Below are 11,974 nucleotides of genomic sequence, written 5' to 3' on the forward strand. Positions count from 1 at the left end.
GCGCCCGCCGCTTGCGGACGCGCCGGCACGAACGGAGGACCTACTCGTCCTTCTTGGACATCCGCTCGAGGCGCTCCTGCATTTCCTTCATCTGCTGGCGCAGGTCGTCGATGTTGCTGTCCTTGGGCGCCTCGGCGTTGGCGTCGGGCTCCGGCTCGGGACTGGCCGCCGGGCGGGGCGCGGCGAACGGCTTGAACATCGAGAAGGTCTGCTGGAACAGCTCCATGTTGCGGCGGACCTGCTCCTCCAGCGGCGCAAAGGGCGTGCCGGACAGCGTGTTGGCGATCTGCTTGCGGAATTTCTCCTGCTCCTGGGTCAGCGTCGCGATCGACTGCTCCAGATATTTCGGCACCACCATCTGCATGCTGTCGCCGTAGAAGCGGATCAGCTGGCGCAGGAAGGTGGTCGGCAGCAGGTTCTGGCCGGCCTTGTTCTCCTGCTCGAAGATGATCTGGGCCAGCACGGAGCGGGTGATGTCGTCGCCGGTCTTCGCGTCGTAGACCAGGAAATCTTCGCCGTCCTTGACCATGGCGGCGAGGTCTTCCAGCGTCACGTAAGTACTCGTTCCGGTGTTGTAGAGCCGGCGGTTCGCGTATTTCTTGATCGTGGTGGGTTGGTCTGATTTCGCCATGGGCTCTCACTTGCAAAAACGCTGAGAACGGGAACCCGGCGGTCGATGCCGCAGGGCGGGAAGAGTACGCAACGCAACAAAATAAGCATTTTCAAAGGGGTCACGCTACCGTTTTGTGCGCCACGGTTAATCGGGCAGCAAAATCGTGCTTGCGAAAGCGCCAAGAACGCTATTTTGAATGCGCTGCGGCATGAATTCGGTCCCCCGCCGATTGACATGCCTCAACGACGTTAACAGGATGGCTGACGAGACTGGCGAGCGTTTTTCCAGCCCCGCCTGCCCCTTCACAAGAACCTCAAGCCCCAGGAGATGCCCCATGTCAGACGATGTCGTCATCGTCAGCGCCGCCCGCACCCCGGTCGGAAGCTTCAACGGAGCCTTCGCGACCCTTCCTGCCCATGACCTCGGCGCGATCGCCATCAAGGCCGCGCTGGAGCGCGGTGGCATCGAGCCCGGCCGCGTCTCGGAAGTCATCATGGGTCAGATCCTGACCGCCGCCCAGGGCCAGAACCCGGCCCGCCAAGCCTCGATCATGGCCGGCATTCCGGTGGAGAGCCCGGCCTGGGGCGTGAACCAGCTTTGCGGCTCTGGCCTGCGCACGGTCGCACTCGGCTACCAGGCGCTGCTCAACGGCGATTCCGAGATCGTGGTCGCTGGCGGCCAGGAATCCATGAGCATGGCTCCGCACGCCCAGCACCTGCGCGGCGGCGTCAAGATGGGCGGCCTCGAACTGGTCGACACCATGATCAAGGACGGCCTGTGGGATGCCTTCAACGGCTACCACATGGGCAACACCGCCGAGAACGTCGCGCGCCAGTGGCAGATCACCCGCGCGCAGCAGGACGAGTTCGCGGTCGCCTCGCAGCAGAAGGCCGAGGCCGCGCAGAAGGCCGGCAAGTTCAACGACGAGATCGTTCCCGTCACCATCAAGACCCGCAAGGGCGACGTGGTCGTCAGCGCCGACGAATATCCGCGCCATGGCGCCACGCTCGACGCGATGGCGAAGCTGAAGCCGGCCTTCGAGAAGGACGGCACGGTCACCGCGGGTTCGGCCTCGGGCATCAACGACGGCGCTGCCGCCGTGGTGCTGATGACGGCGAAGCAGGCCGCCAAGGAAGGCAAGAAGCCGCTCGCGCGCATCGTGTCCTGGGCGCAGGCCGGCGTCGATCCGAAGATCATGGGCTCGGGTCCGATCCCGGCCTCGCGCGCCGCGCTGAAGAAGGCCGGCTGGAACGTCGGCGATCTCGATCTGATCGAAGCCAACGAGGCCTTCGCGGCGCAGGCCTGCGCCGTCAACAAGGACCTCGGCTGGGACACCTCGAAGGTCAACGTCAATGGCGGCGCGATCGCGATCGGCCATCCGGTCGGTGCCTCCGGCGCGCGCGTGCTGGTGACGCTGCTGCACGAGATGCAGAAGCGCGATTCGAAGAAGGGTCTTGCTACGCTGTGCATCGGCGGCGGCATGGGCATCGCGATGTGTCTGGCGCGCGACTGAGGATCGCTGACGCGTGCGCTGCACGCGTCGGTGAGTGCGTTGCACGCGACTAAAAAGGCAGCGGTTGCAAATCAAATATTCTTCGCAACTTTGCAAGCCTCGACTAAAGAGAAACGCCCGGCTCACGCCGGGCGTTTTGTTCTTGATGTCCGTCAAACGACCCGCATAATCCGTAGCTAAAAACGATCACTCAAAAGCGTCCGAAGAGTCCAAGGAAGAGTCCAAGGGAAGGAATACGATATGGCACGTGTTGCACTGGTGACGGGTGGTACGCGGGGCATCGGAGCTGCGATCAGCAAGGCGCTGAAGGCGGCCGGCTACAAGGTCGCGGCAAGCTATGCCGGCAACGATGCGGCGGCCGAAAAATTCAAGGCCGAGACCGGCATCGCCGTCTACAAATGGGACGTCAGCAATTTCGACGCCTGCGCCGAAGGCGTGAAGAAGGTCGAGGCCGAGGTTGGCCCGGTCGACGTGCTCGTCAACAATGCGGGCATCACCAAGGACGGCGCCTTCCACAAGATGAGCCTCGAGCAATGGAACGCCGTGATCGGCACCAATCTCGGTTCGCTGTTCAACATGTCGCGCCAGGTGATCGAAGGCATGCGCGGGCGCAAGTTCGGCCGCATCATCAACATCTCCTCGATCAACGGCCAGAAGGGCCAGTTCGGCCAGGTGAACTACTCCGCGGCCAAGGCCGGTGAGATCGGCTTCACCAAGGCTCTGGCGCTGGAGAACGCCAAGGGCGGCGTCACCGTGAACGCGATCTGCCCGGGCTACATCAACACCGAGATGGTGCAGGCGGTCCCGAAGGACGTGCTGGAAAAGGCCATCCTGCCGCTGATCCCGATCGGCCGGCTCGGCGAGCCCGAGGAAATCGCGCGCGCGGTCGTATTCCTGGCCGCCGATGAAGCCGGCGCCATCACCGGGTCGACGCTGTCGGTCAACGGCGGCCAGTACATGGTGTGATGCATCGCATCACGTCTGATCTCGAGGCCAACGTCTCGCGATGCCTGGGCTTGTCTTGGGCATCACGACCTGTCATTCCGGGGCGCCGCGACCGCGGCGAACCCGGAATGTTGAGATTCCGGGTCTGGCGCCACGCGCCATCCCGGAACGATGAGACCTTCTGCAATGACTCCCCGCACTGCGACGCTGATCGGATTGACCGCAATCCTGATGTGGTCGCTGCTGTCGGTGATGACGGTCGCGACCGGGAAGATCCCGGCGTTCCAGCTCGCAGCGATGACTTTTGCGATCGGCGGTCTGGTCGGCCTGCTGACCTGGATCGGCCGCGGCGATGCCGCCAAGAGCCTGCGTCAGCCGCTGGTGGTGTGGGCCGTCGGTGTCGGCGGATTGTTCGGCTATCACGCGCTGTACTTCCTTGCGCTACGCTTCGCGCCGCCAGCCGAGGCCGGCCTGCTGAACTATCTCTGGCCACTCCTCATCGTGCTGTTCTCGTCGTTCCTGCCGGGCGAGCGGCTGGCCGCGCATCATGTCATCGGCGCCGTGCTTGGGCTGATCGGCACGGTGCTGCTGTTCGCCGGCAACACCAGCGGTTTTGCGCCCGGAGCTGTGCCGGGACTGATCGCGGCCTTCATCGCAGCCTTCGTCTGGGCCGCCTATTCGGTGCTGTCGCGGCGGTTGAAAGCGGTGCCGACCGACGCGGTCGCGGGCTTCTGTCTCGCTACATCAGCGCTCGCCGCGCTGATGCATGGCGCGCTGGAGACCACGGTGTGGCCGGAGACCACGCTGCAATGGCTTTCCGTGATCGCGCTCGGCATCGGGCCGGTGGGCGCCGCGTTCTACGCCTGGGATATCGGCATGAAGCGCGGTGACATCCGCGTGCTCGGTGCCGCCTCCTACGCGACGCCGCTGCTCTCGACCGGCTTCCTCATCGCCGCCGGCTTTGCAAAAGCCAGTGCCAACATCGCCATCGCCGCAATCCTGATCGCCGGCGGTGGCCTGATCGCGGCGAAGGACATGGTGCTGAGGAAGCGATGACTGTTCGCCGCTTGCGCGGCGTCCTGGAATAACGGTGTAGAGCTACGGCTCCCAGCCCTTCGGCGCGAGCTCGAACTTCGCGAACTCGAACGCCGGCGCCACGGTGCAGCCGACCAGTGTCCACTCGCCCGTGGTCTCCGCCATCTGCCAGGCGTTGGCCGGCACGATTCCCTGAGGCCGTTCGCCGCTGACGAGATCCGTGCCGAGCCGCACCTCGTGCTGCGAGCAGCCCTCATGGGCAATGCGCAGCATCAAGGGGCTGCCGGCGTAATAGTGCCAGGTCTCGACTGCGTCGATGCGATGCCAGTGCGAACGTTCGCCGCGCGCGAGCAGGAAATAAATGAGGGTCGAACGCGAACGGCCATTGGTGTCCGTGGTCTGGTCGCGAAACGTCTCGCGATAGTGCCCGCCTTCGGGATGCGGGCGGAGTTCGAGGCGTGCGATGATCTCGGCTGCGGTCGGCATCGATTCCCGTCAGGACTTGTTCTTCAGGATTTGTGCTTCAGGACTTGTTCTTGCGCTCGCGGAGCTCGCCGAACACCGTGGCAGCATCGGCCCCCTTCATGTGGAGCCTGGCTGCAACCGACGGCTCATCCGCGCGGAGGAACACGTTCGCCCGCTTCTCGTCACCGAGCAGCGAGGGAATGGTCGGCTTGTTCTCGGCCCGGAGCCTGGTGACCTCCGCCGCGCGCGCCTGCAGCGCCGCATTGTCGGGGTCGACGGTGAGGGCGAACTTGACGTTGGACGCGGTGTATTCGTGGCCGCAATAGAGCTTGAAGTCGTCGGGCAGGGCCCGCAGCTTCAACAGCGAATCCCACATCATCGGATAGGTGCCCTCGAACACGCGGCCGCAGCCGATCGAGAACAGCGTGTCGGCGGCGAACACCGTCTTCTCATTGTCGAACACGTAGGAGACGTGGTCGAGCGTGTGGCCGGGCGTCTCGACGACGCGCGCCAGCAGATTGCCGACCTTGACCACGTCGGCATTGGCGACGCGCAGATCAACGTTGGCGATCTTCGTCGTCTTGTCATGCGGCGCGACGACGCGGCAATTGTACTTCTGCTTGAGTTCGGCGACCCCGCCGACATGATCGCCATGGTGATGCGTGATCAGGATGTCGGTGAGCTGCCAGCCTTCGCGCTCCAGCGCCTTCAGGATCGGGCCGGCCTCCGGCGCGTCGATCGACGCCGTCGCCTTGGTTTCCACATCGTGGATCAGATAACCGAAATTGTCGTTTAAACAGGTGAAAGTACGAATTTCGGCGGCCATGACCTCTCCATCGCGCTCAGCCCCGTCAGACAAATATGGCGTTAACGTTGCGCAGGCAATGCAATATTCCGCGCGCAGGCGCGCCCCCGCGCATGTTACATTGCCGTCATGACCATCGATGTCGTCGACCTCCGTGAGTTCTATTCCCGCCGCCTCGGGATTGTGGCGCGGCAAATGATCAATCGCGGCATCCGGGAGCGCTGGCCGGGCGCCAAGGGCCAGCGCGTCCTTGGGATCGGTTACCCCACGCCGTATCTTGGGTTGTTCCGCGAAGATGCCGAGCGCTGCATCGCCTTCATGCCGGCGGCCCAGGGCGTCCTGAAATGGCCGACGGGACGGCCGGCGCTGGCCTCGCTGGTCGATGAATTCTCGCTGCCGCTTCCTGACGCCGCGGTGGACCGCATCCTGCTGGTTCACGCGCTGGAGATGTCGGACGATCCGGCCGCGCTGCTGCGCGAGGTGTGGCGGGTGCTGTCGGGTTCGGGTCGCGTCATCGCGGTGATCCCGAATCGGCGCGGCGTGTGGACCCGCACCGACAGTACGCCGTTCGGTCACGGCCGGCCGTATTCGCGCTCACAGATCACCGACCTGCTGCGCCAGACCTGGTTCACGCCGACGGCGTGGGGCGAAGCGTTGTTCATGCCGCCTTATGCCGGCGGCTGGGTGCTGAAATCCGCGCAGATGTGGGAGCGTGCCGGTGCGGCCCTGTCGCTGCCCTTTGCCGGTGTGCACATCGTCGAGGCCACCAAGCAGGTCTATCGCGCGATCCCCGCCAAGCGCGAGCGGGCGCGGCTGATTCCCTCGCTGGCCAAGCCCGTGCTGGTGCCGTCCTCGACGACCGTGACGCGCAGTTAGCTTCACCTCTCCCCACGGGAGAGGCGGCCAGTGCCAGCGGCTCTCACCGATTCAGCTGACGACATCCTCAAAAACAAATCGTCCCGGCGGGGCCGGGACGATTCAGGTCAAAAAATCGGAAGAGGCTTACTCGCCCGAGGCGACCTCGTCGCTGGGCGCGGCGGGCGCCGCTTCACGATCGGGACGCGGCCCATGCGGCCGGCGACGCCGGCGCGGATAACGCTCGCCGCCACCACCGCCCTCGAAGCTGCCCTGGCCGCCATTCGCCTGCGGCTGTGCGCCGGTGATGAAGGAGGGCAGGCGGTCGACGCTGCCGGCATCGGCGATGACGGGCTGCGGCTGGTTCGCGGGTTGCGGCTGCGGCTGATATTGCGGCTGCGGACGATGGTCGCGTTCGCGGTGCTCGCGCGGCTGCTGGTTATCGCGCTGATAGGGCTGCTGATTGTCGCGCTGCTGGTGATCACGCTGGTGATGATCGCGCTGGCCGTCGCGGTCGCGCATGAAGGGCTGCTGCTGCGGCTGCGGCACGAAGCCAGGTTCCTGGCCGAACGCCGAGAAGTTCTCGCCGTCGTCGTCGCTGTCGTCGCTGGTGTTGCTGACCGGCTCGTCGCCGCGCGGCTGCTGGTTCTGGCGGAACTGTTCCTGGGCCGCCGCGATCAGGCGGAAATAATGCTCGGCGTGCTGGTAGTAGTTCTCGGCCGCAACGGGGTCGCCGGAGGAGCGCGCATCGCGCGCGAGCTGGAGATACTTTTCGGCGATATGCGAGGCCGTGCCGCGGATCTTGATGTCCGGTCCGTTGGACTCATAGACCCGGGTCATCGGGTTCTGGCCGCGCCGGTTGTTGTTGTTATTGTTGTTGCGGTTGCGCATCCGCTGCTTGTTCTGACCGTTTCTCATGTCCTGCCTTTAATTCCAGCCCTAAAGGTTGCACGCATTACTGATTGCCGAGACTGACCTGGTGACAGCGGTTCACATCGCTCGTACGCGCCGCGCACGAGAGCGGATTGAACCCTGCCGATGTTCGTCGACCGTCGCGTTCAACAAAGACGCGTTCCCCACCCGCCAGCATCCATTGCCAGCGAACCCATTCATATCGCCTGCCGAAACAAGCCCAGCTTTCTTGCGTAAGTCTTCAAGCGCAATATCAGGCTTTCGTTCACGTTGCGGTCGGAGAGCAGCGCAGCTCACTGGCCATCGCGCTCAACCCTGCGGCTTGGAACCATTAAATCAGTAAAGCTCTCGCCTGAGAGCCCGGCTTTCGCCCGTAGGTCTACGGGGCCGGCACCGATCTGTTGATCGGAACGTAGTCGTTCCCAAGGGATATTCCAAGAGCTTTTTACAGACCAAACCGGCTTTTATGGGGGCATTTTTCGGGCCGAAACGGCCCGTGGGATACCCGCCAAATCGGCCTTCGGTGGCCTGTCCACCACTAACGCGGCAGCGGCCATCAAGGTTTCAATATTCCGGGCCTGGCCCTGTCCGGCCTCGACGATCAGCGCGCCGCCGAGGGCGAGGCGCTCGGCCGCCTGCGGGATCAGGCCGCGGTAGGCATCATATCCGTCATTGCCGCCGTCGAGCGCCAGATGCGGATCGTGGTCGCGCACCTCGACGCTCAATTTCGGAATTTCGCCCGAGGGAATATAGGGTGGGTTCGACACGATGAGATCGAACGGACCCGAGAGCGCGGCCAGATAGGAGCAGGCGGCGAAGGCAGAACGATTGCCGAGGCCGAGGGCTGCGGCATTGCCCCGCGCGGTGCCGAGCGCGGTGAGGCTGAGATCGGTGCCGACACCGAAGGCGTCGGGAATCTCGTGCAGCAGCGCCAGCAGTATCGCGCCGGAGCCGGTGCCGATGTCGGCGATGCGGGGGCGGTGGATCTTCTGTTCGCGAAAAAGCTCGAGCGCACGCTCGACCACCGTCTCGGTGTCGGGGCGCGGGACCAGGGTAGCCTCCGAGAGGCGGAACGGCAGGCCCCAGAATTCGCGCGTGCCGAGAATGCGCGCTACCGGCTCGCCCGCGATGCGGCGCCCTGCATATTGCGCCAGCTGCAACGCCTCGGCGCTCGTGAGGGGGCGGGTGGCCTGCGCAATGAGGCCGGTGAGATCAAGGTCAAGCACGGCACTGATCAGGATGCGGGCATCTAACTCGGCTTCGTCGATCTGTGCCGATCGCAGCTGCGCCGCCAGCGCGCGGCGCGCGCTCTCGATGGATTGTCCTGCGAAGGGGTTGCTCACGCAGCCCGTCACGCAGCCGCGCCTTGCGCGGCGAGCTGCGCGGCCTGGTGCTCGGTGGTCAGCGCGTCGATCAATTCGCCCAGCGCTTCACCGGCGATCACCTGCGGCAGCTTGTAGAGCGTCAGGTTGATGCGGTGGTCGGTGACGCGCCCTTGCGGGAAATTGTAGGTACGGATGCGCTCGGAGCGATCGCCGGAGCCGACCTTCTCCTTGCGTTCGGCCGAGCGCGCGGCGTCGACGCGCTGGCGCTCGGCGTCGTAGATGCGCGAGCGCAGGATGTTCATGGCCGAGGCGCGGTTCTTGTGCTGCGAGCGGCTGTCCTGCATCATCACCACGATGCCGGTCGGGATGTGGGTGATGCGGATTGCCGATTCGGTCTTGTTGACGTGCTGGCCGCCGGCGCCCTGCGCGCGCATGGTCTCGATGCGCAGGTCCTCGTTCTTGATGTCGACGTCGACATCCTCGACCTCCGGCAGCACCGCGACGGTGGCGGCGGAGGTGTGGATGCGCCCTTGCGTCTCGGTGTCGGGCACGCGCTGCACGCGGTGCACGCCGGATTCGAATTTCAGCTTCGAGAACGCGCCGCGGCCCTGCACCTCCGCGATGATTTCCTTGTAGCCGCCGACGGTGCCTTCGCTCGCCGAGATCACCTCGACCTTCCAGCCCTGAAGGTTTGCGAAGCGCTCGTACATCCGGAACAAATCGCCAGCGAACAACGACGCCTCGTCGCCTCCGGTGCCGGCGCGGATTTCCAGCATCACGTTGCGGTCGTCCATGGCGTCCTTGGGCAACAGCGCGACGCGGATCTTCTGGACCAGCTCCTCGATCCTGGGCGTCAGCTCGTCGCGCTCGGCCTCCGCCATGCCGCGCATCTCGGCATCGGTCGCGGGATCGGCGATCAGCGCCTCGGTGTCGGCGAGCTCCTTGACGGCGGACCGGTAGGTTTTGACCGCCTCGATCAGCGGGGTGATCTCGGCGAGCTCGCGCGTGATCTGCACATAGCGCTCCGAGGCGAGCTGTCCGAGCGATTCGGCCTCAAGAGAGGCATGATGTGCAAGGAGCACGTCCAGTTTGGCTTCGGGGAGTGACGACATCGGTTCAGTCTCAAAAGGGCGGAAGGAGGCGAGGGCGGCGGAGAGCGGCGACAGGCCCGCTACAACGCAAGGCCCTCGGCCTCGGCAAATTCCGTCAGCTTCTGCCGGATCGAGACGCTGCCCGCAGGCGCGTCGAGGAGCGGGCCGAGCATCGCTTCGGCCTTCCTGGCATCGAGATCGAGCACCATCGCCTTGACCGGGCCGAGCGCGGTCGCCGAGAGCGACAGCGAGCGATAGCCCAGCCCGATCAGCGCCAGTGCGCCGATCGGCTTGGAGGCCATCTCGCCGCAGAGCGAGAGCGACTTCTGCGCGCCTTGCGCCTTGCGCGCGATGTCGCGCAGCGCGCGCAGGATCGGCGCCGACATCGTGTCGAAGCGCTCGGAGACCTTGGCATTGCCGCGGTCGACTGCGAACAGGAACTGGAACAGATCGTTGGAGCCGACTGAGATGAAATCGACCTTCTTGAGCAGCTCGTCGAGCTGATAGAGCAGGGCCGGCACCTCGACCATGGTACCGATGTCGATTCGTTCAGGCAGCGTGTGGCCGTGCTGGCGTAAGTATGTCAGCTCGCGCTCGACCAGCGCCTTGGCCGAATCGAATTCGGCGACCTCCGAGATCATCGGGAACATGATGCGCAGCGCGCGGCCGCCGCCGGCGCGCAGCAGCGCGCGGATCTGGCCGCGCAAAAGGCCGGGACGGTCCAGCCCGAGCCGAATTGCGCGCCAGCCAAGCGCGGGATTTTCCTCGATCACCGCTTCCATGTAGGGCAGCGCCTTGTCGCCGCCGATGTCGAGGGTGCGGAAGGTGACGGGCTTGCTGCCCGCCGCATCCAGCACGGTGCGATAGAGCGCGAGCTGGTCGCTGGTGCGCGGCAGGCTCTGGCCGACCATGAACTGCAGCTCGGTGCGGAACAGGCCGATGCCGGCGCTGCCGGTGTCCTCGATATGCGGCAGGTCGATGGCAAGACCCGCATTGATCATCAGCTCGACCTTCTGGCCGTCCCTGGTGACGCAGGGCCGGTCGCGCAGCGCCAGATACTGGGCCTGGCGGCGGGCGCGGAAGCGCACGCGCTCGGCGAAGGCGGCCTCGATCTCCTGCGACGGACGCACATAGATCGAGCCGGACGTGCCGTCGACGATGATGGCATCGCCGGGATCGGCGATGCCAGGCGCGTTCGGCACCTCGCCGACCGCGGGAATTCCGAGCGCGCGCGCCACGATCGAGACGTGGGAATTGGCGGTGCCTTCCTCCAGCACGATGCCGCGCAGGCGCTTGCGGTCGTAGTCGAGCAGCGCCGCCGGGCCCATCGCGCGGGCGATGACGATGGCGTTGTCGGGCAGTTGCTCGCGCGAGGGCGCGTGATCCTGGCCGACCAGCTGCCGCATCAGGCGATAGCCGAGATCCTCGAGATCGTGCAGCCGGTCACGCAAATAGGGATCGGTCGAGCGCAGCATGCGCGCGCGCGTGTCCGACTGCACGCGCTCCACCGCCGCTTCCGCGGTGAGACCGGTGGCGACCGCCTCGTGCAGCTTGTGCGACCAGCCCTGGTCGTTGGCGAACATGCGGTAGGCTTCAAGCACCTCGCGATGCTCGCCTCCTTCCGCGACGTCGCCGCGCTCCAGCATGCGGTCGAGATCGGCGCGCAGCTTGGCCAGCGCGGTGTCCAGCCGTTTGATTTCCTTCGGCAGGTCCTCGGCGATGTAGTCCTTGATGACGACGCGCGGCTCGTGCAGCACGACATGGCCGAGCGCGATGCCCTCCGACAGGATGGCGCCGACCTTCTGTGCCGAATGGCGCGCGGCGGGCTCCAGGCCCGGCTGGGCGAGGGCGGACAGCTCGCCCGAGGCGATCAGCTCGGCCAGCACCATCGCGGTGGTCTGCAGCGCCTCGAGTTCCTCCTCGACGTAGTTGCGCTTGGCGCGGTTCTGCACCACCAGCACGCCGAGCGTGTTGCCGGCGCGCAGGATCGGCACGCCGAGGAAGGAGTGATAAATTTCTTCGCCGGTCTCGGGACGGAACGAGAAGGCCGGATGGCTCTGCGCGTCGCTGAGGTTGAGCGGCGTCGCCTCGCTGGCGACGAGGCCGACCAGGCCCTCATGGGCGCTGAGCACGGTATGGTGCACAGCCTCGCGGTTGAGACCTTCGGTGGCGTAGAGCTCGAGCGTGTTGTCGATGCGCAGCACGTAGACCGAGCACACCTCGGCCACCATGTTGGCGGCGATCAGCACCACGATCTTGTCCAGCCGCTCCTGGGCCGAGACCTGCTCCGCCATGGTTTCGCGGAGCCGTCTCAACAAGACGCGGGGACCTCCCGACGCGCTCCGCATGTAGCCTCAATCTCCTCCGTCTGCCCGGCCCGGCGGTATCGGCCGGCGGCTGGCCTAAAACTCCAGA

At 65.6% G+C, this 11,974-nt stretch carries 11 protein-coding genes; 4 read left to right on the top strand and 7 right to left on the bottom strand.

What is annotated here, in order from left to right; translation table 11 throughout:
* Positions 1 to 40 precede the first annotated feature (40 nt).
* Entirely contained in the window at positions 41 to 631 is a 591-nt protein-coding gene (phaR, locus tag A5906_RS39930; protein ID WP_080140538.1) for a polyhydroxyalkanoate synthesis repressor PhaR, read from the bottom strand.
* Between the two features lie 316 nt (positions 632 to 947).
* Between phaR and A5906_RS39940 the strand changes: the two genes are divergently transcribed.
* The 3 genes from A5906_RS39940 to yddG all read left to right on the top strand — a co-directional run bounded on the left by A5906_RS39940 (position 948) and on the right by yddG (position 4,127).
* On the top strand, positions 948 to 2,126 hold the full coding sequence (locus A5906_RS39940) for an acetyl-CoA C-acetyltransferase (RefSeq protein ID WP_080140540.1): 1,179 nt from the start codon (positions 948 to 950) through the stop codon (positions 2,124 to 2,126).
* 240 nt (positions 2,127 to 2,366) lie between these two features.
* Positions 2,367 to 3,092, top strand: a complete 726-nt coding sequence (gene phbB, locus A5906_RS39945; protein WP_080140541.1) for an acetoacetyl-CoA reductase — start codon at positions 2,367 to 2,369, stop codon at positions 3,090 to 3,092.
* Between the two features lie 165 nt (positions 3,093 to 3,257).
* Positions 3,258 to 4,127 carry an aromatic amino acid exporter YddG gene (gene yddG / locus A5906_RS39950; protein WP_080140542.1) on the top strand — a complete coding sequence of 290 codons (870 nt, stop codon included), beginning with the start codon at positions 3,258 to 3,260 and terminating at the stop codon, positions 4,125 to 4,127.
* A 42-nt stretch (positions 4,128 to 4,169) separates the two neighbouring features.
* Here the strand turns inward: yddG and A5906_RS39955 are convergent, their stop codons facing one another.
* On the bottom strand, positions 4,170 to 4,592 hold the full coding sequence (locus tag A5906_RS39955) for a cupin domain-containing protein (RefSeq protein WP_080140543.1): 423 nt from the start codon (positions 4,590 to 4,592) through the stop codon (positions 4,170 to 4,172).
* A 37-nt stretch (positions 4,593 to 4,629) separates the two neighbouring features.
* Positions 4,630 to 5,397, bottom strand: a complete 768-nt coding sequence (gene gloB, locus A5906_RS39960; RefSeq protein ID WP_080140544.1) for a hydroxyacylglutathione hydrolase — start codon at positions 5,395 to 5,397, stop codon at positions 4,630 to 4,632.
* A gap of 108 nt (positions 5,398 to 5,505) precedes the next feature.
* On the opposite strand from gloB, the gene A5906_RS39965 reads away from it, so the two are divergent.
* The gene (locus A5906_RS39965) at positions 5,506 to 6,252 is read left to right on the top strand and encodes a methyltransferase domain-containing protein (protein ID WP_080140545.1); all 747 of its coding nucleotides are present in this window, start codon (positions 5,506 to 5,508) and stop codon (positions 6,250 to 6,252) included.
* 126 nt (positions 6,253 to 6,378) lie between these two features.
* Here the strand turns inward: A5906_RS39965 and A5906_RS39970 are convergent, their stop codons facing one another.
* The 4 genes from A5906_RS39970 to ptsP all read right to left on the bottom strand — a co-directional run bounded on the left by A5906_RS39970 (position 6,379) and on the right by ptsP (position 11,907).
* Positions 6,379 to 7,149 (bottom strand): DUF4167 domain-containing protein, encoded by a 771-nt coding sequence (locus tag A5906_RS39970; protein ID WP_080140546.1) that lies wholly within the window; start codon positions 7,147 to 7,149, stop codon positions 6,379 to 6,381.
* A gap of 458 nt (positions 7,150 to 7,607) precedes the next feature.
* Positions 7,608 to 8,498, bottom strand: a complete 891-nt coding sequence (gene prmC / locus A5906_RS39975) for a peptide chain release factor N(5)-glutamine methyltransferase (RefSeq protein WP_136615835.1) — start codon at positions 8,496 to 8,498, stop codon at positions 7,608 to 7,610.
* On the bottom strand, positions 8,495 to 9,580 hold the full coding sequence (prfA, locus tag A5906_RS39980) for a peptide chain release factor 1 (RefSeq protein WP_080140547.1): 1,086 nt from the start codon (positions 9,578 to 9,580) through the stop codon (positions 8,495 to 8,497). The genes prmC and prfA overlap by 4 nt, the downstream gene beginning before the upstream one ends.
* 59 nt (positions 9,581 to 9,639) lie before the next feature.
* Positions 9,640 to 11,907, bottom strand: coding sequence for a phosphoenolpyruvate--protein phosphotransferase (gene ptsP / locus A5906_RS39985; protein ID WP_080140548.1), 2,268 nt, complete (start codon positions 11,905 to 11,907; stop codon positions 9,640 to 9,642).
* Positions 11,908 to 11,974: the final 67 nt, after the last annotated feature.

The organism is Bradyrhizobium sacchari, from assembly GCF_002068095.1.
Taxonomy (GTDB): Bacteria; Pseudomonadota; Alphaproteobacteria; order Rhizobiales; family Xanthobacteraceae; genus Bradyrhizobium; species Bradyrhizobium sacchari.

Bases quoted from the DNA above. Each gene is read 5' to 3' on its own strand.
- yddG (WP_080140542.1), top strand. From the start codon at position 3,258: ATGACTCCCCGCACTGCGACGCTGATCGGATTGACCGCAATCCTGATG.
- A5906_RS39970 (WP_080140546.1), bottom strand. From the start codon at position 7,149: ATGAGAAACGGTCAGAACAAGCAGCGGATGCGCAACCGCAACAACAAT.
- prfA (WP_080140547.1), bottom strand. From the start codon at position 9,580: ATGTCGTCACTCCCCGAAGCCAAACTGGACGTGCTCCTTGCACATCAT.
- A5906_RS39955 (WP_080140543.1), bottom strand. From the start codon at position 4,592: ATGCCGACCGCAGCCGAGATCATCGCACGCCTCGAACTCCGCCCGCAT.
- ptsP (WP_080140548.1), bottom strand. From the start codon at position 11,907: ATGCGGAGCGCGTCGGGAGGTCCCCGCGTCTTGTTGAGACGGCTCCGC.
- phbB (WP_080140541.1), top strand. From the start codon at position 2,367: ATGGCACGTGTTGCACTGGTGACGGGTGGTACGCGGGGCATCGGAGCT.
- A5906_RS39940 (WP_080140540.1), top strand. From the start codon at position 948: ATGTCAGACGATGTCGTCATCGTCAGCGCCGCCCGCACCCCGGTCGGA.
- phaR (WP_080140538.1), bottom strand. From the start codon at position 631: ATGGCGAAATCAGACCAACCCACCACGATCAAGAAATACGCGAACCGC.
- A5906_RS39965 (WP_080140545.1), top strand. From the start codon at position 5,506: ATGACCATCGATGTCGTCGACCTCCGTGAGTTCTATTCCCGCCGCCTC.
- gloB (WP_080140544.1), bottom strand. From the start codon at position 5,397: ATGGCCGCCGAAATTCGTACTTTCACCTGTTTAAACGACAATTTCGGT.